This window comes from Brevundimonas sp. (genome assembly GCF_036732845.1).
Lineage (GTDB): Bacteria > Pseudomonadota > Alphaproteobacteria > Caulobacterales > Caulobacteraceae > Brevundimonas.
In genome coordinates this window covers 15,863-37,653 of the sequence record NZ_DAINBO010000002.1, presented here as the reverse complement: position 1 = coordinate 37,653, position 21,791 = coordinate 15,863, and the positions used below count along the sequence as shown (strand labels likewise).

The window sequence follows — 21,791 nt, the reverse complement described above, 5'->3', positions numbered from 1 at the left end:
GCCGGTAAGGGAAGGCCATGCCCAAGCTGACTTCCTCCGTCGATAAGAGCAGCGCCCGCTTCAAGGCGCTGGAGGTCCATAACCGTCAACTGCGTGACGCCTTGCGCGATCATGTGGCCAAGGCGGCCCTGGGCGGGTCGGAAAAGTCGCGCGAACGCCACGTCAGCCGCGGCAAGTTGTTGCCGCGCGACCGGGTCGAGCGCCTGCTGGACCCCGGTTCGCCCTTCCTGGAGGTCGGCCAACTGGCCGCCAACGGCATGTATGGCGACGAGGCGCCGGGCGCGGGCATGATCTGCGGCGTCGGCCGGGTTTCGGGGCGCGAGGTGATGATCGTCGCCAACGATCCGACGGTGAAGGGCGGCGCCTACTTCCCCATGACGGTGAAGAAGCACCTGCGGGCGCAGGAGATCGCCGAGCAGAACCGTCTGCCGTGCGTCTATCTGGTCGATTCCGGCGGGGCCAACCTGCCGCACCAGGCCGAGGTGTTTCCCGACCGCGACCATTTCGGCCGCATCTTCTTCAACCAGGCGCGGATGAGCGCGCGGGACATCCCCCAGATCGCCTGCGTCATGGGTTCGTGCACCGCCGGCGGCGCCTATGTGCCGGCCATGTCGGACGAGACGGTGATCGTGCGCAATCAGGGCACCATCTTCCTGGCCGGGCCGCCGCTGGTGAAGGCCGCGACCGGCGAGGTCATTTCGGCCGAAGAGCTGGGCGGGGCCGAAACCCACGGCCGCAAGTCCGGCGTCGTCGATCACGTGGCCGAAAATGACGAGCACGCGCTGGAGATCGTCCGGTCCATCGTGGCCGACCTGAACACGGTCAAGACGGTCGATATCGACCTGCGCGAGGCCCGTCCGCCCGCGCTCGATCCCGAAGATCTGTACGGCGTCATCCCCGACGACGTCCGCGCCCCCTATGATGTGCGCGAGGTCATCGGCCGCATCGTCGACGGCTCAGAGTTCGACGAGTTCAAGGCCCTGTACGGCACGACCCTGGTCTGCGGCTTCGCCCGCATCTGGGGCTATCCGGTCGCCATCCTGGCCAATAACGGCGTGCTGTTCTCCGAGAGCGCCCTGAAGGGCGCGCACTTCATTCAACTGGCCTGCAAGCGCAAGATTCCGCTGATCTTCCTGCAGAACATCTCGGGCTTCATGGTCGGCGGCCGCTATGAGGCCGAGGGCATCGCCAAGAATGGGGCCAAGCTGGTCACGGCCGTGGCCAGCGCGGAAGTGCCGAAATTCACCGTGCTGATCGGCGGCAGCTTCGGCGCCGGCAACTACGGCATGTGCGGCCGCGCCTATTCGCCGCGCTTTCTGTTCACCTGGCCGAACAGCCGCATCAGCGTGATGGGCGGCGAACAGGCGGCCTCGGTGCTGGCCACCGTCCACCGCGACGCCGAAAGCTGGACCGACGATCAGGCCGAAGCCTTCAAAGCCCCGATCCGCCAGAAATACGAGGACGAGGGCAACCCCTATTACGCCACTGCCCGCCTGTGGGACGACGGCGTCATCGACCCAGTCCAGACGCGCGACGTGCTGGGCCTGGCGATCAGCGCCTCGCTGAACGCGCCGATACCGGAAACGTCGTTCGGTGTTTTCAGGATGTAAGTCACGCCCTTCTCCTGCAAAGGGACAAGGACGAAACGGAGCCGATGATGACCAAGCCGACCGATCCCGACCTGAACGCCCTCGACATCACCGACGCCGAGGCCGCCGAGATCAATCGCATCGTCCATCCGCTGGTGGCCGACCCGGCGCCCGACGCCAATGAGCAGTTGGTGCGCGTCGAGGCGACGCCCGACGGGGTGGTCTTCATCACCATCAACCGGCCGCACAAGAAGAACGCCTTCGACGCGGCCACCATCGGCGCCCTGCACGAGGCGTTCGAGACCTTGCACGGCGCCGATCATGTGCGGGTGGTCTTCATCCATGGCGCGGGCGGCACGTTCAGCGCCGGGGCCGATCTAGGCTGGATGCGCGACGCCGCCGGCTGGAGCGAGGCCGACAACCGCGACGACGCCATGGGCCTGGCGGTCATGCTCAAGGCGCTGCACGACATTCCGGCCCTGACGGTGGCGATCGTCGAGGGGGCGGCCATGGGCGGCGGGGCGGGCATCGTCGCCGCCTGCGACATGGCCGTGGCCGTCAAGGGCGCCAAATTCGCCTTCTCGGAAGTCAAGCTGGGCCTGATCCCGGCGACCATCGCCCCTTATGTGATCGAAGCCGTCGGCGCCCGCACCGCCCGCGCCCTGTTCCTGACCGGCGACGTCTTCGACGCCGAGGCGGCCCAGTGGTTCGGCCTGGTCGATCAAGTCCTGGACGATGCGGACCAGATCGACGCCTTCATCGCCGACTTCAGCCAGTCCGTCCGCGCCTGCGCGCCCGGCGCCATGGGCGACGCCAAACGCCTGGTCCACGATGTGGCGGGCAGGCGGATCGATCACGGCCTGATGGAAGACACCGCCAAACGCATCGCCCGCGCCCGCGTCTCGGACGAGGGCCAGGAAGGCGTCCGCGCCTTCCTGGACAAGCGCAAGGCCCGCTGGGCGGAGTAGGCGGCGGCCTAACCGCCCGCTTTCTGCACGATCACGCCGATCGAAGTCGTCTGGTGACCCCACAGGGCCATGATGACGTGCGGCTCGGGTCGATAGGGCAGGATGTCCAGATAGCGGTCGATCGGCCCGTCGCCGGGCGTGAAGTCGAACGGCGCGACGTGGTGGCCCTTCTCGGTCAGACGGCGGGCAAGTTCCTCGTAATCCCGCTTGCGGAACAGGACGGTGTCGCCCGTGGCGATGGTCACGTCGTTTGAACTCATGGTGTATTCGCTGGTGTGGACGGCCCAGCCGCCGGGCTTCAGCGTGTCCAGAGAGTTCTCGACGAACTGCAGACCCGCCTCGATCGATCCCAAATGCTCGAAGGCGCAGGCCGACCAGCAGAAGTCGAAGCCCCGCAGGGTCTCGGGAATGGCGTTCATGTCGCAGACGCTGAAATCGACATTGGTCTCGAACAGTTCTGGCGGACAGATGCCCGGTCGGGCGAGGGCGGCCTTGCCCGCCGCGTGCTCGTTGCTGGCGATCCAGCCGGCGCGGGCCGCCTGTTCGGCGGTCATGTCCGTAGCCATGATGCGCACGCCTTGCGAAGCGAAGAAGGCGGGCAAGGCCTCCTGCCCAACGCCGAATCCCAGGCCCTTGGCGCCGGGCTTGATGACGCCACGCTCCCACAAGCTCTGCAGGACGAAGACGAATTCCCACAGCTTGCGGTGATAGCGCACACCCTCGCCGATGCGGCGCGCCCAATAAGCGAAATGCGGCTGCTCGAAACTGTCCTGGCGACAGATGGTCGACATGGGGAAGGCGTTGACGCCTGGGGCGCCCTCAATGTTCTCCGGCTTGCCTTTCCAGACCGAGGCAGGGGGTAGGGTATGGGCCGCCAGCATCAGCTTGATCTCCTTGGCCTCCATGAAAATGGAGTGGTTCAGGTGCTCAAGCCTGGTCATCCGCTCTTCAATCGGCATCCCCGCCGTCGGCGCCGGCTGCCCGGGGGCGACGCTCACAGGCGGTTGGGACAACCAATTGCGCATACGCTTGCGGAGGACACGCCCAAGGCGATCGAACGGATTACGCGACAAGGAAGGCCTCCGGGTGGATGCGACCCGCTCTCATAGCCGCCTGCGTCCGACATCGCCATGGCGTTGCCCGCATGACGCGACGCCTTCCCCCGATCCCGCCGATTGGCTAACGGTGGCCCATGTTCAAGTCCGTCCTGGTCGCCAATCGCGGCGAGATCGCCTGCCGCGTCTTCCGCACCGCCAAGCGCATGGGCGTGCGCACCGTCGCCGTCTATTCCGAGGCCGACGCCGACGCCCTGCATGTGCGTGAGGCCGATGAGGCCGTGCTGATCGGCCCGGCCCCGGCGCGGGAGTCCTATCTGGACGCCGCCAAGGTGCTGGCCGCCGCCAAACAGACCGGCGCCGAGGCCATCCATCCCGGCTATGGCTTCCTGTCCGAGAACGCCGACTTCGCCGAGGCCGTCATGGCCGCCGGCATCGTCTGGATCGGCCCGCCGCCATCCGCCATCCGCGCCATGGGCCTGAAGGACGCGGCCAAGAATCTGATGGATCAGGCGGGCGTGCCGGTCACGCCCGGCTATCAAGGCGCGGACCAGTCGACGGAGCATCTGACGGCAGAGGCCGCCCGCATCGGCTATCCGGTGCTGATCAAGGCCGTGGCCGGGGGCGGCGGCAAGGGCATGAAGCGCGTCGACCGGCCTGAGGATTTCGCCGACGGTCTGGCCAGCGCCCAGCGCGAGGGCCAGTCGTCCTTCGGCGATCCGCGCGTGCTGATCGAAAGCTACATCACCCGTCCGCGCCATATCGAGGTGCAGGTGTTCGGCGACGGCCACGGCAATGTCGTCCACCTGTTCGAGCGTGACTGCAGCCTGCAACGCCGCCACCAGAAGGTGATCGAGGAGGCCCCGGCGCCCGGCATGGACGACGCCGCCCGCGCCGCCGTCACCGCCGCCGCCGTCCGCGCCGCCCAGGCGGTGAACTATGTGGGCGCGGGCACGGTCGAGTTCATCGCCGACGCTTCGGACGGGCTGAAGGCCGACCGCATCTGGTTCATGGAGATGAACACCCGGCTGCAAGTCGAACACCCGGTGACCGAGGCCGTCACCGGCGTCGATCTGGTCGAATGGCAGTTCCGCGTGGCGGCGGGCGAACCCCTGCCGCTGAAGCAGGATCAGATCGCGCTGAAAGGCTGGGCCATGGAGGCGCGGCTGTACGCCGAAGACCCCGCGAACGGCTTCCTGCCCAGCATCGGCAAGCTGGAGCGCTTCTCCCTACCTTACGAACATCGCGTCGATACCGGGGTCGAAGAAGGCGGCGAGGTCAGTCAGTTCTACGATCCCATGATCGCCAAACTCATCGTGGAGGCCGACACTCGGGAAGATGCGGCGGCGCAGCTCGCCCATCTGTGCCGTCAGGTCGAGGTCTGGCCCATCAAGACCAATGCAGCCTTCCTTGCTCGCTGCGCTTCACATCCACGTTTCGTGGCCGGCGACGTCGACACGGGCTTTATCGCCGCTGAACTCGAATCTCTGCTCGCCTCTGACATGCCGCATGCCGTCAAGGCCGCCGGTCTGGCGCTTGCGGGCATGGAGAATCTCAGTCGCCGAGGAGAGTGGGAGGCGGATGTCTGGAGTTCGATGACCGGCGCGCACGGTTTTCGATTGAACGGTTCTGAACGCAGCGAACAGCGCATCAAGATCAATGGCCAACTTGTGATCGGTGACGCCAGCCTGCCGGACAACCGGAGCGACAACTGGCGAGACCGTTTGACATGGCGGGTTCTCATCGATGGTTGTTCGACATCCGTCATCGACGAGGGTGCGCGCCTGGTCGTGGATGGCGTTCGGCTGAACCAGGCCATCGGTCGCCCCGTGCTCTTCCTCGATGGCGAGGCTTATGAGATCAGCTCGGGTGCCGAGTCGGCCCGAGGTTCAGGGGCGACCGGCACAGCCTCCGACGGCTCTCTGCGCGCGCCCATGCCGGGCCGGATCGTCGCCGTGCCGGTCAAGGCCGGGGATGCGGTGACCAAGGGCCAGACCGTGGTGGTGTTGGAAGCCATGAAGATGGAGCACGCTCTGACCGCGCCGTTCGACGGGGTGGTCGAAGCCGTCAATGTCGCGGTCGGCGATCAGGCGCCAGACGGCGCCGTCCTGGCCACGGTCGCCGAAGGAGACGCCGGATGAGAAAAACCCTCTTGGCCGTGTCGGCCGTGCTGGCGGTGTCGGTCCTGACCCCTGCGCCGACCCTGGCGCAGTCGAAACCGGAACGGCCGTTGAGCGCCGAAGAGACCGCCGATCTGCACTGCATGGCGCTTTACAGCGTGCTGGCCTCCCAGCCTGGACAGGCCGAAAGCGCGGCCGTCGGTGTCTTCTACTTCCTCGGCAGGCTTGAGGGGCGAGACGCTCGGACGGACTGGCTGGAGCGGTTCCACGAATTCGTCACGACCCTGACCGACGCGGATCTCAACGCCAATGCACAGCGTTGCGGCCAGGTCGTCATGGACAAGGGTCGGGCGCTGACCGAGCTGGGCGAGCGCATGGCCCGCTCTTCCCCCGCCGCCTGATCCATGGCCGGGGCGATGACCGACGTCGTCATCCTGGGCGGCGGCCACAACGGGCTGGTCTGCGCCTTCTATCTGGCGCGCGCCGGGCTGAAGGTGACGGTGCTGGAACGGCGCGGCGTCGTCGGCGGGGCGGCGGTGACCGAGGAATTCCACCCCGGCTTCCGTAACTCGACCGCCAGCTACACCGTCAGCCTGCTGAACCCGCGCGTCATCGCCGACATGGACCTGGCCCGGCACGGCCTGCGGGTGGTCGAGCGCAGGATGGCCAACTTCCTGCCGCTGGATGACGGCCGCTATCTGCTGGCGGGCGAGGGGCTGACCCAGACGCAGGTCGCCAAATTCTCCACCTGCGACGCCGAACGCCTGCCGGAATACGAACAGCGGCTTGAGGTCGTGGCCGCCGTCCTGCGTGACTGGGTCCTGCGCGCGCCGCCGAACATGGCCGAGGGCGGCTGGCTGTCGGCCCTGCCGGAGCTGTTGTCGGCCGGGCGTCTGGGGCGTCAGGCGGCGGCGCTGGACGTGCAGGGACGGCGCGACCTCTTGGACCTGTTCGCCAAGTCGGCGGGCGACTGGCTGGACGGCTGGTTCGACAGCGATCCGATCAAGGCCCTGTTCGGTTTCGACAGCGTGGTCGGCAACTACGCCAGCCCCTATACCCCCGGCTCGGCCTATGTGCTGCTGCACCATGTCTTCGGCGAGGTGAACGGCAAGAAGGGCGCCTGGGGCCACGCCGTCGGCGGCATGGGCGCCATCACCCAGGCCATGGCCGCGGCCTGTGCTGAACAAGGCGTCGATATCCGGCTGGATGCGCCGGTCGCCGAGGTTCTGACCGAAAAGGGCAGGGCGATCGGGGCCGTCACCGAGGCGGGTGAGACGATCCGCGCCCGCGCCGTCGTCTCCAACCTGCACCCGCGCCTGCTATTCGACCGTCTGGTTGATCCGGCCATGGTCCCGGCCGACTTCACCGAGCGGATGGGCCGCTATGCGTCCGGCTCGGGCACCTTCCGCATGAACGTCGCCTTGTCGGAGCTGCCGCGCTTCACGGCCCTGCCGGAGAAGGGCGATCACCTGACCGCCGGGATCATCATCGCCCCCAGCCTGGCCTATATGGACCGCGCCCATGCCGAAGCGCGTCTGAACGGCTGGTCGTCCAATCCCATCGTCGAAATGCTGATCCCCTCGACCCTGGACGACAGTCTGGCGCCCGCGGGTCAGCACGTCGCCAGCCTGTTCTGTCAGCATGTCTCGCCCGACCTGGCGGACGCGCATCGCGACACGGTGGCTGATCTGATGATCGAGACGGTCGAGCGTCATGCGCCGGGGTTCAAGGCGTCGGTCGTGGGGCGGCTGGCGCTGGGACCGCGCGATCTGGAGCGGCGCTTCGGCCTGGTCGGCGGCGACATCTTCCACGGGCGGCTGACGCTGGATCAGTTGTTCAGCGCCCGGCCGGTGCTGGGCCACGCCGATCACCGGATGCCGGTTCCGGGCCTGTATCTGTGCGGCGCCGGGGCGCATCCGGGCGGCGGCGTCACCGGCGCGCCGGGCCACAACGCCGCCCACGCCGTGCTGAAGGATCTGAGGCGCTAGAGGCTTAGCGCGGCGCGGATCGCCGTCTGCACCGCGTCTTCGGTGAAGGGCTTCTGCAAGGTCGGGCGGCCGCGCCATTCGTCGGGCAGGCCCGCCTCGCCATAGCCGGTCGAGAAGACGAAGGGCACGCCGCGCGCCGCCAGCGCCTCGGCCACCGGAAACACCTGACGCCCGGCCACATTGACGTCCAGCAGGGCGGCGTCGATCACCGCGTTTCCACGCGCCAGGGCCAGGCCCTCATCGACCGAGGCGGCGGGTCCGACGGGCGTGCAGCCCAGGTCTTCCAGGATCGTCTCGATCAGCATGGCGACGAGCGATTCATCCTCGACCACCAAAATGCGCTTGCCCGCCAGTCCGTCCATCGCGTCTAGCGCCCCTTGTCCAGCGGAAGAGAAATTTCCGCCGTGAATCCTCCTGCTGCGTAGTCCAGTTCGACCTCGCCCGCCAGATCGTGCCGGACGTTCCGTTCGATCAGCCGACTGCCGAAACCGCGCCTGTGCGGCTCGGCCACCGGCGGGCCGCCGCTCTCGCGCCAGTTCAGGGTCAGGCGCGGCGCGCGCTGGTCGGCCAGGGACCAGTCCACGAACACCCGGCCGTCGGGCGTCGACAGGGCGCCGTACTTGCCGGCGTTGGTCGCCAGTTCGTGAAAGATCATCCCCAGCGACAGGGCTTGGGCGGAATCCAGCGCTACGGGCGGGCCGTTCGGCACGATCCGCGTGGGACCTCCGCGCGCGTCCGTCTCATGCTGCAAGACCGCGCGCAGATCGGCGCCCTCCCAATGGCTGCGGGTCAACAGGTCGTGGGTGTGCGACAGCGACATCAGCCGCGCCTGAAAGGCCTCGGCGAACCGTTGCGGATCGGGGTGGTGCCGGGCGGTCTGCATGGCGATCGACTGCACCGTGGCCAGGGTGTTCTTCACCCGATGGTTCAACTCGTCGATCATCAGCTTCTGGCGCTCGGCCGCGCGCACCGTGTCGGTGACGTCCTGACCCTGGACGAAGATGCCCGCCACGCCGCCGTCGCTGTCGCGGATCGGCTGATAGATGAAGTCCAGCCACACCTCCTCGGGCGGCCCGTTCGGCGTGCGCACCAGCCGCACCGACTGGTGGCGGCCCTCATAGGGTTCGCCGGTGGCGTAGACGGCGTCCAATCGTTCAAAAAAGCCCTGGCCGACGATGTCCGGCAAGGCGTCGCGGATCGGCCGCCCCTCGATCCCGTCGCGGCCGACCAGGCGCAGATAGGCCTCGTTGGTCAGTTGGATCACATGGCTCGGCCCGCCCAGGACGGCGATGAATCCCGGCGCCTGCATGAACATTTCGACCAGGCGGTCGTGTTGGGTCTCCAAGGCCAGGCTGTGATGCGCGATGGTCGCGGCGGCCCGGTGGGACGAGCCGAGATCGTATCCGGCGTCAAAGGCCTGGTCGTCCGATTTCGCCAATTGCTTCAACGCCGGCCCCGCTTTCGCGCGACGCCAGAACGATCACGGCCGGACCTGGTTCCGATTCGTCACGATTTTTGACTTCGCGGCGGGCGCGCGGCCTCTAGGGTGGCTTGATGATCCTCGCCAGTCTGTTCGCCGCCTTGACCCTGATGACCGTCCCGTCCGCACCCGACGCCCCGCGCGCCGAGACCCGTCAGGGACCGGTGGTCGGCCGCACGGCCGAGGGGATCGAGAGCTTCAAGGGGCTGCCCTACGCTGCGCCGCCGGTCGGGCCGCTGCGTTGGCGTCCGCCCCAGGCCGCACCGACCTGGACCGATCCGCGCCCGGCCGTCGATTACGGCGCCCTGTGCGTCCAGCCGCCCGCCAACGGCGACCCCGGCGTCGGTCCCCCGCCGATGAGCGAGGACTGCCTGACCCTGAACGTCTGGACGCCGACGAACCGGGCGGGACCGCTGCCGGTCATGGTCTGGATCCACGGCGGCGGCTTCAACAATGGTTCGGGCACGGCGGCCCTGTACGACGGCGCGAACCTGGCGCGGCGCGGCGTGGTGGTGGTGACGATCAACTACCGCCTAGGCCGTCTCGGCTTCTTCGATCATCCCGCCCTGGCGGCTGAGCGGCCGAACGGCGAGGTGGGCGGCAACTACGGCATGATGGACATCGTCGCCGCCCTGGAATGGGTGCACGACAATATCGGCGGCTTCGGCGGCGACGCCGGGAACGTCACTGTCTTCGGTGAGTCGGCGGGCGGCGCGGCCGTGACGCGGCTGATGATCTCGCCGCGTGCGCGGGGTCTGTTCCACAAGGCGGTGATCCAGTCGGGTCTGGGCCGTGACGAGGGCGCGCCGCTGGACCAGCCCAGCGCCTCAGGCCGACCGTCATTGCAGGATCGCGGCGCGGCCTGGGCCGACCAGGCGAGGATCGGCGCCTCGGCCGAGGCCTTACGCGCGGTCCCGGCCGAACGGCTGCTGCGCCCCGCGCCCAGCTTCTACGGCGGCGACAACCTGCCGATCGACGGCCAGGTGGTGACCGAGGACGTCATGACCGCCTTCGCGGCCGGGCGTCAGGCGCCGGTTCCGTTGATCCTGGGCACGAACAGCGCCGAGTTCTGGTGGGTCAGGCCGACCGAGGTCAGCCCCTATGGCGAACTGGACGACGCCATGACCGTGGATGAGCGTGTCGCCTTCCACGCGGCCTATGGCGGTCTGGACGGCTACAACGCCCATGTCGTCAGCGACCTGGCCTTCAACGAGCCGGTGCGGGCCTTGGCCCGGCTGCATGCCCGGGCGGGCAATCCGACCTTCCTCTATCGTTTCGACGTCGTGCCGGATTCCAATCCCGAACCCAGCGGCGGCGCCACCCATGCGTCGGAACGGCCCTATGTCTTCGACAATCTGCACACGGTCGGGCGTCCGCTGGGCGACCGGGATGCCCGCGCCGCGACCGCCATGGCCGACTATTGGACGACCTTCGCCAAGATCGGCGATCCGAACGGCCAGGGCCGCCCCGCCTGGCCCGAGTTCGGCCGCGAACCGGATCGGCTGCTGGAGTTCACCAACGATGGACCCGAGGCCAAGCCGACGCCGTTCCAGGACCGGCTCGACCTGATCGAAGTTTTCTATGCGCGGGTTCAGTCGGCGCCATGACAATGAGAGGGCCAGTTACGGTGCTTGTCGGATTGTCCGCCGTCCTGGCGCCGTATCCGGCCAGCCGGCCCGCGCCGCCCGTACTGGATCAATGTCCCGCGTTCAGAGCCGTGGATCGCGCTCGTTTGCCAACTCATTTGAACGACGATCCGACGGAACAATCCCTGGAGACCGCTTGGGCGAGCTGGGCGAATGCGCCGCTCGACGTGAATTGGCGAACGGCCAATCCGGTCGTCAGTCTGCGAATTTGGAGCAGCCGCGCGCCGCTCTCCACCGAAGACAAGGCGCGCGAGGTCGTGGCTCGTCGCTCATCGAGTGGATGGGAGGCTTACGCCCGCCAGAATCCCGACGATCCCTGGGGTGTCTGGTCCCCTTGGCGGCGAGTCGAACTGAATGACACTGTCCGCTCCCGTATCGCCGCCTTACTCGCAGACCCTTGCCTCTGGTCGGCGCCGCGTTTCATGGACGCCGAAATCCCGCTGCTGGGAGGAGGCGTCGATCTGCGCCCGGATGGGCCGATCACAGGCTACGACATATCCGTCGAAGGGCGTCGATGGGGAGGTCTGTACTTTTCCCCACGCCTTGGGCCGCCCGCGCAACTGCGCGCCATCCTGTTTGCTGCGGCCTTTGGTGAGCCGGAGTGGACCGATGGCGACGTTGCGCCCGAAGCCGCCTAATAAAATGTGTCCAGCACCGCGCCGTGGGTCTTGATCACCTCGGCGTACAGCAGACCCGAATCCTTGATGGTCCGCTCCTGGGTCAGGAAGTTCACGTGGGTGATGCCGAACCGCTTGGAATAGCCCAGCGACCATTCCAGATTGTCCAGCAGCGACCAGGCCATATAGCCGCGCAGGTCCACGCCCTTGCCGATGGCGTCGTGCGCCGCCTTCAGGTGGTTCTTCAGATAGTCGACCCGCATCGGGTCGTGGATGCGGCCGTCGATGGCGTGGGGCGGATCGTACCAGGCCGAGCCGTTCTCGGTGACCATCAGCGGCAGGCCGTTGGTCTGTTCGTGCAGCCAGACCAGGGTGTCGGTCAACCCTTGCGGGAAGACTTCCCAGCCGGTCTCGGTATGGGCGTGCTGGACCTGTTTCACCGGCCGGGCGCGCACCGGCCAGGCGTCGGGCGCGTTCTCGGGCACCGAGCGGGTGTACCAGTTCAGGCCCATCCAGTCGGTCGGCTGGGCGATCAGTTCGAAATCCTCGGCCGGGAATTCGCGCCAGGCCTCGCCATAGACGTCCTTCAACTCCTCGGGGTAGCCGCGGCCCATCAGCGGGTCCAGGAACCAGCGGTTCATCTGAGCCTCGGCGCGACGGCGCGCGGCCTCGTCCTCGGGCTTGTCCGAGGCGCGGTATTTCGGCTCGATGTTCAAGACGATGCCGATGTCGTGCTTGCCGACCTGGCGATAGCGTTTCACTGCCGCTCCGTGGGCGCGTAACACATTGTGACCGGCGATCACCGCCTCGAAGGCCGAGTTGTGGCCCGGCGCCAGGGCGCCGTGCAGATAGCCGCCGTCGACGATGACCCACGGTTCGTTGATCGTGCCCCAGGTCTTTACCCGGCCGTCGAACTTCTCGAACAGCACCTGGCCGTAGTCGGCGAACCAGTCGGCGATGTCGGGGTTCAGCCAGCCGCCCCGATCATCCAGCGCCGCCGGCAAATCCCAGTGATACAGGGTGCAAAGCGGCGTGATTCCGGCCTCCAGAAGGCCGTCGACCAGACGGTCGTAGAAGTCCAGACCCTTCGGATTGATCGCGCCGCGACCCTCGGGAATCACCCGGCTCCAACTGACCGAAAACCGGTACGCCTGAAGGTTCAGACGCTTCATCAGTTCGATGTCTTCACGCCAGCGGTTGTAGTGGTCGCAGGCCACGTCGCCGGTGTCGCCGTTCAGCATCTTGCCCGGAGTGTGGCTGAATCGGTCCCAGATCGACTCGCCCGCGCCATCGGCCATCGAGGACCCCTCGATCTGATAGGCCGCGGTCGCCGCGCCCCACAGAAAACCGTCGGGAAACTGATACCTGGCGCTCATTCGGGCCTGCCTTGTCGATACGTGGTCACTGAGGTTCCGCGCCGGTTTGCGGCCGGGTCGCGGAGGGAGGGGCGCTGTCAGCGCGTCGGGTGTGGCCAAACTAGGGCACTTGCGGGGCGGATGGCTAGTGTGTCATGTAATCGGTTACAAGTTTTTCGCGGACGGACTCTCAATAAGGGAGCCGGGACCGGCGGGACAGGGAGGACGAGTTGGAAAACGGGGCGATCCCTGACATCGGCGCGCGACGGTCGGCATGGTGAAGCCGGCCACGATTCGCGACGTCGCGGGCCGCGCGGGGGTCTCGGTGGCCTCGGTGTCGCGCGTGCTGACCGGCGCCGGCCAGGTGACCGAGGCGACCCGCGCCCGCGTCATGGAGGCGGTCGAGGCCCTCAGCTACGTCCCGCACAGCGGCGCCCGCAGCCTGTCGACCAGCAAGACCAACAGCGTCGGCGTGATTCTGCCTGACCTGTTCGGCGAATTCTTCTCCGAGCTGATCCGCGGCCTAGACCTGGCCGCGCGTCACGCAGGCTATCACCTGATCGTCTCCAGTTCGCACGACCATGCGGAAGAGGCGGCCGCCGCCATCCGCTCGATGCGCGGGCGGGTCGATGGCCTGATCGTGCTGTCGCCCCATCTCGACGCCGAAAAGCTGGCCGGCAGCCTGGCGGGCGGTCTGCCCGTGCTGCTGATGAACGGCGGCGCCGTGGACGCCAAACGGCCCTCGATCGTCGTCGACAACCATGACGGCGCCGTCGCGGCGGTCCAGCATCTGATCGCCCAGGGCCGCACGCGCATCGCCCATATCGGCGGCCCGCTGCACAACGCCGAGGCCCAGGCCCGTCTGGCCGGCTATCAGAAGGCCATGCGCGACGCGGGCCTGAAGCCCGTCAGCGTCCAGGGCGATTTCACCCAGGCGGCGGGCCATGCGGCCTGTCTGGGCCTGCTGTCCGGCCCTTCGCGGCCCGACGCGGTCTTCGCCGCCAACGACATGATGGCCGTGGGCGCGCTCCTGGCCTTGCAAGACCGGGGCGTCCGCTGTCCCGAAGATGTGGCCGTGGTCGGTTTCGACGACGTGCCCATCGCCGCCCTGATGCGTCCGTCGCTGACGACCATGCGCATCAACATCGCCGAAACCGGCCGACGCGCGCTGGAGCGCCTGGTCGGAATGATCGACGGTCCCGACCGAGCCGACGCCTCTCGCGAGGTCGTCACGCCCGAACTGGTCGTTCGTCAGTCCAGCAGCACCGTCGTCCTGAAACCTTCCGGCGGGTCTCGTCCCGAACCGGTTCTCGCTTCCTGAGGGGGAATATCACCATGTCCAGATCCACCCACCGCATCCGCACCCTGGGGACCGCCTCGGCCCTGGCGGTCGCCGCCTCGCTGCTGATCGCGGGCGGCGCCGCGGCCCAGATCTCGACCGCCACCCTGCGCGGTTCGGTCTATGACAGCGGCCGGGCCGAGACCGGCGGTTCGATCACCCTCACGGACGTGAACACCGGCTTCGTCAGCCGCGGGCGCATCGGCGGCGACGGCGCCTATGTCGTGCCCGGCCTGCGGCCCGGCACCTATAGCGTCGCGGTCACCACCGCGGACGGCCAGTCCGCCAGCGACGTGGTCACGATCGGCGTGGGCCAGGTCGCGACGCTCGATCTCGACGTCGCCGCCCGCGCGCCCGGTTCGGGCACGACCGTTGAGGACGTGGTGGTGGTCGGCCGCCGCCTGTTCGAGGTCCGCACCCCCGAAGTCGCCACCAATGTGACCCAGCAGCAGATCAACGACCTGCCCCAGGTCGACCGCAACTTCCTGAACTTCGCCGCCCTGGCCCCCGGCGTGGTGGTCCAGCAGGACCCGGCCGAACGCACCATCTACGCCGGCGCCCAGTCGGCCAACGCCATCAACGTCTTCATCGACGGTCAGAACCTGAAGTCGAACATCATCGACGGCGGCGTGGCCGGCCAAGACGACAGCCGCGGCAACCCGTTCCCGCAGGCGGCCGTGGCGGAATTCCGCGTCTTGACCCAGAATTTCAAGGCCGAGTACGAACAGGCCTCCTCGGCCATTATCAGCGCCGTGACCCGCTCGGGTTCCAACGACCTGCACGGCAATATGTTCGTGACCTATCAGGACACGGACTGGACCTCGCAGAACGTCTTCTCGCAGCGCCGGGGCGAGGCCAAGCCGCAACTGGATCGCCTGCAATACGGCGGCTATGTCGCCGGCCCGATCATCCGCGACACCCTGCACTATTTCCTGAGCTATGAGCGCAAGGACGAGACGCGCAGCAATTCGGTGTTCCTGAACCGCACTGAATTCACCAGCCTGTTCGACACCCAGCTCGGCACGTTCGAGGCGCCGTTCGAACAGGACCTGGTGTTCGGCAAGCTGTCCTGGCAGATCGACAACCGTCAGATCGTGGAGCTGAGCGCGACCTATCGCACTGAGCAGGACATCCGCGACTTTGGCGGGCAGAACGCTTACACCCGCGCCAACGCCATCGACATCGACGTGCGCACGGCGGTTCTGAAGCACCAGTTCCAGGGCGACAGCTTCCTGAACGTCTTCTCTGTCGAATATATGCTGTCCCAGTACAACCCGCATGCGCTCAACTTCGACGCGCCGGGAACGCGCTATATCGCCTATCGCGACAATTCCACGACCACGGCGGGCTTCCAGTTCAACTACAACACCGGCGACTTCATCTTCGGCGGCGGCGGCGGCACCAACAACCAGGACATTCGGGACGAAGGCCTGACGTTCCGTAACGATCTGACGTTCAACGAGATCGAATGGATGGGCCGTCACACGGTCAAGATGGGCGCAAAATACGTCATGCGCGACTACTATGTGCAGAAGTATTTCAACCGGAACCCGCAGTACACCTATGACGTGACGGCCAACCCGGACATCTTCGGTTCGACCACCATTCCGACGCGGGTGTCGCTGAACCTGCCCACCGTGCCGACCGACGTCTCGAACGAACAGATCGGTCTCTACATCCAGGACGACTGGCAGGTCACCGACCGGCTTGAACTGAACCTGGGCATCCGTTGGGATTATGAGACCAACGCCTTCAACAACGACTGGACCACGCCTCAGGTCATCCGCGACGTGCTGGCCCGCATCGTCGCCGATCCGACCTATGTCCGTCGTGTCGACATCAACGACTATATCTCGGACGGCGACCGCGACGGCTTCAAGGGCGCCTTCCAGCCCCGGATCGGCTTCAGCTACGACGTGTTCGGCGACGAACACACCGTGTTGTTCGGCGGCGCCGGGCGCTACTATGACCGTGTCGGCTTCAACTTCGCCAACTCGGAACGGTTCTCGCCGTTCAACCTGTCGCGCGACATCTACTTCTCGCCGTCGGGCGGTGCCTTCGGCGGACGCACGGACACCATCGCCTGGAACCCCATCTATGCGACCCGCGCCGGGCTGGACGCCCTGCTGGGCGGTGTTCAGGGGCGGGGCGAGATCTTCCTGATCAAGAACGATCTGAAGGTGCCCTATACGGACCAGTTCAACCTGGGCATTCGTCAACGGTTCGACGACATCCAGGTGGCCCTGACCTTCTCCTATTCCAAGACGAACGACGAGTTCGGTTGGAACCGTCTGAACGTCAACGATTCCAACGCCATCACGGTGCGGCCGTCGCAATTCACCAACCCCAACACCAGCCAGCCCTACGCCTTCAACGACAGCGTCTTCTATGCCCACAACGACCGTGAGCGTCGCTACAAGGCCATGTATCTGACCATCGACCGCCCCTATACCGAGGTCAGCGGTTATGGCTTCAACGTCGCCTACACCCTGGCCGACGGTGAACAGAACGGCAGCCGCGACCAGAACATGTCGCCGTTCGACTTCGACTATATGACGCCCGACGTCTCGCCCTGGTTCAACACGCCGGGAGTGGAGCGTCACCGCATTGTCGCCTCGGGCACCCTGCGCCTGCCCTGGGATGTGAAGGCCTCGTCGGTCATCACCCTGGGTTCGGGCCGCCCCTTCACCATGTTCAACTATGACGGGGGCAAGCCGAACTGGTACGCTGCCTATCCCGAGCGCCGTCCCTTCCTGCCGGGTCTGGAGTTCGCGACCCGTCAGATCGACCTGCGCTTGGCCAAGACCTTCAACATCAACGGCCAACGCATCGAAGCCATCGTGGACGGCATCAACATCTTCGACTTCCACAACTACAACGGCTTCAACCAGACCTATCGGACCAGCAACTCGGCCACCGCCGCCCTGAACCCGACCTTCGGGCTTCCGACGTCGCAGGCCCTGCCCACGCGGACCTTCCAGTTCACGCTGCGCTATAGCTGGTAAAGACTCCTGACCCTTGGGCCGCCTCCCGCGCATGGGGGAGGCGGCCCTTCTTTTTTGGTATGAGTGTTTCGCGTTGAGAGACCGCCCCATGGATCGTCGACTGTTCTTGATGGGATCGACCGCCGGGGCCGTCGCGCTGGCCCTGGGCGCCTGTGGGACCCGCGGCCATGCGTCCACGCCCCTGACGCTGGACCCCGAGATCGACGAACTTCAGGAGCGCACCTTCCGTTGGTTCCTGCAGGCCACCGACCGTTCCAACGGCCTGACTCGCGACCGTTGGCCGACCGAGAGTTTCGCCTCCGTCGCCGCCGTCGGCTTCGCCCTGGCCTGCTGGCCCGTCGGCGTCGAGCGCGGCTGGATGCAGCGGGACGAGGCGCGCACGCGCACCCTGACCACCCTGCGCTTCTTCCACGACCTGCCGCAGGGACCCGAGCCGACCGGGAACGGCGGCTACAAGGGCTTCTTCTACCACTTCCTCGACATGAAGACCGGCCACCGGTTCGGAACCACCGAGCTGTCGACGGTCGACACGGCCCTGCTGGTCGCGGGCATGTTGTTCGCCGCGCGCTGGTTCGATGGCGACCATGCCGACGAGGCCGAGATCCGTCGCCTGGCCCAGGCGATCTATGACCGGATCGAATGGGACTGGGCGGTCGTGCGACCCGACCTGATCTCTATGGGCTGGCACCCTGAGACGGGCCACATCCCGCACGACTGGCACGTCTATAACGAGGGCATGATCGTGCTGCTGCTGGCCCTGGGCAGTTCGACCCATCCGGTGGGCGAGGGCGTCTGGAGCCAGTGGACCGGCGCCTATGGCCGGAGCTGGACCGACGAACGGGGACCCGCGCACCTGCATTTCGCGCCGATGTTCGGCCACCAGTACAGCCATATGTTCATCGACTTCCGCGGCGTTCAGGACGCCTGGATGCGCGCCAAGTCGGCCGAGATCGACCGCCCCTTCGACTATTTCGAGAACAGCCGCCGCGCGGTTCAGGCGCAAAAGAAATACGCCGTCGACAATCCGATGGGCTGGGCCGGCTATTCGGCCGATGTCTGGGGGCTGACCGCCTGTGACGGTCCTGGCGACTTCAAGGCGACCATCGGCGGGCGTGAGCGCGAATTCTTCAGCTATTCGGCGCGCGGTCCCGGCGACCGCGACGACGGCACGATCGCGCCCACGGCCGCCGCCGCCTCCCTGCCGTTCGCGCCGGAAGACGTCACCGCCTGCGTCAAGGCGATGAAGGCCAAATACGGTGCCGGAATCTACACCCAGTGGGGCTTCCTGGATTCGTTCAACCCCACCCTGACGACCGCCGACCGCATCCCCGCGCTGATGCACGGCAAGCTGGTCCCGGGCGTGGGCTGGGTCGATGGCGACTATCTGGGCATCGACCAGGGACCGATCGTGGTCATGACCGAGAACCACCGCTCCGACATCGTCTGGAAGCGGATGCGCGGCGAGCCGAACCTGATCCGGGGCCTCAAACGCGCGGGCTTCACCGGCGGTTGGCTGGACAAGGCATGATCCAGACCCGGCCTGATCGTCGCGCGGCGCTGGGCCTGTTGGCCGGGGCGGCGGCGTCGGGCCTGTCGGCCTGTTCCGGCGCGAACGACGGCGTCACGCGCCTGCGTTTCTGGGCCATGGGCAACGAAGGCGACCACGTCGGCGATCTGATCCCCGAGTTCGAGCGCCGCAATCCCGGCGTGAAGGTCCAGATCCAGATCGTCCCCTGGACGGCGGCGCATGAGAAGCTGTTGACCTCCTACGCCGGGGACTCGCTGCCGGACGTCAGCCAGATCGGCAACACCTGGGTGGCGGAGCTGTCGGCCATCGGCGCCCTGTCGCCGACGCCGACGGCCGCGCGCGATCTCTTGACCGACCAGTTCCCGGCGGTGCTGGACACCAACGCCGTCGACGGCCGCGCCATGGCCACGCCCTGGTATGTGGACACCCGCCTGTTGTTCTATCGCGCCGATCTGTTGGCCCGTGCGGGCTGGGACCAGATGCCCACGACCTGGGCCGACTGGAAGCGCGCCATGCATGCGGTCAAGCGCGCTGCGGGGCAGGGGAACTATGCGATCCTGCTGCCGATCAATGAGTTCGAGCAGCTTTTGACGTTTGGACTTCAGGTCGATGAGCCGCTGCTGGTCGATCAAGCCACGCGCGGCAACTTCGCCAGCCCCGGCTTTGTCGCGGCCCTGGCCTTCTACAAGAGCCTGTTCGACGAGGGTTTGGCGCCCGTCGCCTCCAACACCCAGATCTCCAACGTCTGGACCGAGTTCGCGCGCGGCTATTTCAGCTTCTACATGTCCGGTCCCTGGAATGTGGGCGAGTTCCGCCGTCGCCTGCCGCCTCAGACGCGCTGGATGACGGCCGGCGTGCCCGGCCCGACCGGTCCCGGCGCCTCGGCCCCCGGCGGCTCATCCCTGGCCGTGTTCAAGTCTTCGCCGAACCAGGAGGCCGCCTGGGCCTTGGTCCGCTATCTGCTGGAGCCGGGCGTCCAGGCCGAGTTCGCCCGCATCACCGGCGACCTGCCCGCGCGTCGCAGCGCCTGGTCCACGCCGTCGGTGGCGAACGATCCCTATCTGAAGGCCTTCGAGGCCCAACTGGCCCGCGCCGAGGCCGTGCCCAAGGCCCCGGAATGGGAGCGGATCGTCACCGAGATGCAGATCGTGGCCGAGCGTATGGTGCGTGGCGAATACACGCCCGAGGCCGCGGGCGCCGAGATCGACCGTCGCGCCGACCGCCTGTTGGAGAAACGCCGCTGGATGCTGGAACGGGGGCGCACGACATGACCGACGCGCCCGCCGCCGCCGCCGCCGCCGCCGCCTTCGCCAAGCCCGCGCGCCGTCACGGCATGGGCCGCCGCGAACGCGCCGCCTGGGGCTTCGTCGCCCCGGCCCTGATCGCCATCGCGATCTTCTTCGTCATACCGGTCGTGTCGGCCCTGCTGCTCAGTCTGACCGACTTCGACATCTACGCCCTGGCCGATCTCGACAATCTACGCTTCGTCGGCCTGCGGAACTATGAGCAGTTGCTGTCCAATCCCCTGTTCTGGGGGGCGATGAAGAACACCCTGTGGTTCAGCGTTCTGGGCGTGCCCCTGTCGATCGCGGCGTCCCTGGCCGCCGCCGTCATCCTGAACGCGCGGGTGGTGAAGTGGCGGCCGATCTGGCGGGTGATGTTCTTCGCCCCCTATGTCACAACCCTGGTCGCGACCGCCGTGGTCTGGCGCTATCTGCTGCACACCCGCTACGGCGTCATCAACTGGGCGCTGCAGTCCGTCGGCCTGCCCGCCGTCGATTGGCTGGGCCAGCCCGAGACCTCCATTCCCGCCATCCTGATGTTCGTGGTGTGGAAGATCTTCGGCTACAATATGCTGATCTTCCTGGCGGTTCTCCAGACCGTGCCGGACGACCTCTATGAGGCCGCGCGCATCGACGGCGCCGGGCCGTGGAAACAGTTCCGCCATGTGACCCTGCCGGCCATCGCCCCGACCTTGTTGCTGGTTTCGATCATCTCGGTGGCCGGCTTCTTCCAACTGTTCGCCGAACCCTATGTGATGACGCAAGGCGGGCCGGCCCAGTCGACCGTGACGGTACTGTATTTCATGTACGAGGAAGGCTTCAAATGGTGGAACCTCGGCTCCGCCAGCGCCGTGGCCTTCATCCTGTTCCTGTGCATCTTCGCGGTGACCATGGTCCAACTCTGGGCCGCGCGCCGCATGGGGGCCGAGACATGAAGCCCCGCGTCATCCTGCTGAACCTCGCCGTCGCGGTCGTGGCTCTGATCGTCCTTTTCCCGCTGTTGTGGATGGTCTCGGTCAGCCTGATGCCGACCGGCGAGGCGGCGAATTTCCCGCCGCCGCTGATCCCCAGCCGCATCACCTTCGACCACTACCGCGACCTGTTCGTCAGTCAGGGCATGGGCCGTTACATGGGGAACAGTTTCGCCCTGGCGACGCTGGCGACCATCCTGGCCCTCGGCTTCACCGTTCCGGCCGGCTACGCCTTCGCCAAGCTGCGCTTCGCGGGCCGGGAGCGCATCTTCCAGATGCTGGTCGGCGCCCTGGTCATCCCGGCCCAGATCGGCACCCTGCCGCTGTTTCTGATGCTGAAGGGCATGGGGCTGGTGAATACCTACGCCGGGGCGCTGGTGCCGTGGCTGGCCTCCATCTTCGGCCTGTTCCTGGTGCGTCAGTACGCGCTCAGCATCCCCGATGAGATGCTGGAGGCCGCCCGCATCGACGGCGCCTCGGAAGGCCAGATCTTCCGCCGCGTGGTCCTGCCGACGCTTCAGCCGATCATCGTGACCCTGGGTTTGTTCGTGTTTTTGGGCAGTTGGAACGACTTTCTGTGGCCGTTGATCATTCTGACGGACCAGTCCAACTACACCCTGCCGGTGGCCCTGGCCGCCCTGTCGCGCGAGCATGTTCAGGACATCGAGATGATGATGGCCGGGTCCGTGCTGACGGTCGCCCCGGTGCTGATCCTCTTTTTGGCCCTGCAACGCTACTACATCCGCGGCATGCTCGCGGGCAGCGTGAAGGGCTGAAGCCATGCTCCGTCATCCTCGGACTTGATCCGAGGATCAGAGGCGACGACGAGCCGAGACGAAGACCGGGA

At 67.0% G+C, this 21,791-nt stretch carries 17 protein-coding genes; 13 read left to right on the top strand and 4 right to left on the bottom strand.

Translation table 11 applies throughout. The features are described 5' to 3' along the window. Positions 1-17 precede the first annotated feature (17 nt). Both V7D63_RS01295 and V7D63_RS01290 read left to right on the top strand, forming a co-directional pair. Positions 18-1,610 (top strand): carboxyl transferase domain-containing protein, encoded by a 1,593-nt coding sequence (locus V7D63_RS01295; protein ID WP_333590449.1) that lies wholly within the window; start codon positions 18-20, stop codon positions 1,608-1,610. Between the two features lie 47 nt (positions 1,611-1,657). Beyond that, positions 1,658-2,557 (top strand): enoyl-CoA hydratase-related protein, encoded by a 900-nt coding sequence (locus tag V7D63_RS01290; RefSeq protein WP_333590448.1) that lies wholly within the window; start codon positions 1,658-1,660, stop codon positions 2,555-2,557. 8 nt (positions 2,558-2,565) lie between these two features. Here the strand turns inward: V7D63_RS01290 and V7D63_RS01285 are convergent, their stop codons facing one another. Further along, complete coding sequence (locus V7D63_RS01285; RefSeq protein ID WP_333590447.1) at positions 2,566-3,498, bottom strand: SAM-dependent methyltransferase; 933 nt, start codon at positions 3,496-3,498, stop codon at positions 2,566-2,568. A 251-nt stretch (positions 3,499-3,749) separates the two neighbouring features. On the opposite strand from V7D63_RS01285, the gene V7D63_RS01280 reads away from it, so the two are divergent. The 3 genes from V7D63_RS01280 to V7D63_RS01270 are packed head-to-tail and all read left to right on the top strand — an operon-like array spanning position 3,750 to position 7,720. Further along, positions 3,750-5,753: an acetyl/propionyl/methylcrotonyl-CoA carboxylase subunit alpha gene (locus tag V7D63_RS01280; RefSeq protein ID WP_333590446.1), complete on the top strand. Its 2,004-nt coding sequence runs from the start codon at positions 3,750-3,752 to the stop codon at positions 5,751-5,753. After that, on the top strand, positions 5,750-6,133 hold the full coding sequence (locus V7D63_RS01275; RefSeq protein ID WP_333590445.1) for a hypothetical protein: 384 nt from the start codon (positions 5,750-5,752) through the stop codon (positions 6,131-6,133). Before V7D63_RS01280 ends, V7D63_RS01275 begins: the two co-directional genes overlap by 4 nt. Before the next feature lie 3 nt (positions 6,134-6,136). Then, entirely contained in the window at positions 6,137-7,720 is a 1,584-nt protein-coding gene (locus tag V7D63_RS01270) for a phytoene desaturase family protein (protein ID WP_442882103.1), read from the top strand. Here V7D63_RS01270 and V7D63_RS01265 read toward each other — a convergent pair. Further along, entirely contained in the window at positions 7,717-8,082 is a 366-nt protein-coding gene (locus tag V7D63_RS01265) for a response regulator (protein ID WP_333590443.1), read from the bottom strand. The genes V7D63_RS01270 and V7D63_RS01265 overlap by 4 nt on opposite strands. A 5-nt stretch (positions 8,083-8,087) precedes the next feature. Beyond that, positions 8,088-9,167 carry a sensor histidine kinase gene (locus tag V7D63_RS01260; RefSeq protein ID WP_333590442.1) on the bottom strand — a complete coding sequence of 360 codons (1,080 nt, stop codon included), beginning with the start codon at positions 9,165-9,167 and terminating at the stop codon, positions 8,088-8,090. A 107-nt stretch (positions 9,168-9,274) separates the two neighbouring features. Here V7D63_RS01260 and V7D63_RS01255 point away from each other — a divergent pair, with 107 nt between their 5' ends. After that, complete coding sequence (locus V7D63_RS01255; protein WP_333590441.1) at positions 9,275-10,807, top strand: carboxylesterase/lipase family protein; 1,533 nt, start codon at positions 9,275-9,277, stop codon at positions 10,805-10,807. A 137-nt stretch (positions 10,808-10,944) separates the two neighbouring features. Next, a complete protein-coding gene (locus tag V7D63_RS01250) occupies positions 10,945-11,484 on the top strand; it encodes a hypothetical protein (protein ID WP_333590440.1) in 540 nt (179 codons plus the stop codon). Here V7D63_RS01250 and V7D63_RS01245 read toward each other — a convergent pair. After that, complete coding sequence (locus V7D63_RS01245) at positions 11,481-12,839, bottom strand: GH1 family beta-glucosidase (RefSeq protein ID WP_333590439.1); 1,359 nt, start codon at positions 12,837-12,839, stop codon at positions 11,481-11,483. The genes V7D63_RS01250 and V7D63_RS01245 overlap by 4 nt on opposite strands. Before the next feature lie 253 nt (positions 12,840-13,092). Between V7D63_RS01245 and V7D63_RS01240 the strand changes: the two genes are divergently transcribed. From V7D63_RS01240 to V7D63_RS01215, 6 genes are all read left to right on the top strand, one after another. After that, complete coding sequence (locus tag V7D63_RS01240; protein ID WP_333590438.1) at positions 13,093-14,139, top strand: LacI family DNA-binding transcriptional regulator; 1,047 nt, start codon at positions 13,093-13,095, stop codon at positions 14,137-14,139. Between the two features lie 14 nt (positions 14,140-14,153). After that, on the top strand, positions 14,154-17,162 hold the full coding sequence (locus V7D63_RS01235) for a TonB-dependent receptor (RefSeq protein ID WP_333590437.1): 3,009 nt from the start codon (positions 14,154-14,156) through the stop codon (positions 17,160-17,162). Between the two features lie 88 nt (positions 17,163-17,250). Further along, positions 17,251-18,690 (top strand): glucoamylase family protein, encoded by a 1,440-nt coding sequence (locus tag V7D63_RS01230; RefSeq protein WP_333590436.1) that lies wholly within the window; start codon positions 17,251-17,253, stop codon positions 18,688-18,690. After that, entirely contained in the window at positions 18,687-19,961 is a 1,275-nt protein-coding gene (locus V7D63_RS01225) for a sugar ABC transporter substrate-binding protein (protein WP_333590435.1), read from the top strand. Before V7D63_RS01230 ends, V7D63_RS01225 begins: the two co-directional genes overlap by 4 nt. Further along, positions 19,958-20,908: a carbohydrate ABC transporter permease gene (locus tag V7D63_RS01220; RefSeq protein ID WP_333590434.1), complete on the top strand. Its 951-nt coding sequence runs from the start codon at positions 19,958-19,960 to the stop codon at positions 20,906-20,908. Before V7D63_RS01225 ends, V7D63_RS01220 begins: the two co-directional genes overlap by 4 nt. After that, on the top strand, positions 20,905-21,720 hold the full coding sequence (locus tag V7D63_RS01215) for a carbohydrate ABC transporter permease (RefSeq protein WP_333590433.1): 816 nt from the start codon (positions 20,905-20,907) through the stop codon (positions 21,718-21,720). Before V7D63_RS01220 ends, V7D63_RS01215 begins: the two co-directional genes overlap by 4 nt. The last annotated feature ends 71 nt before the right edge of the window (positions 21,721-21,791 follow it).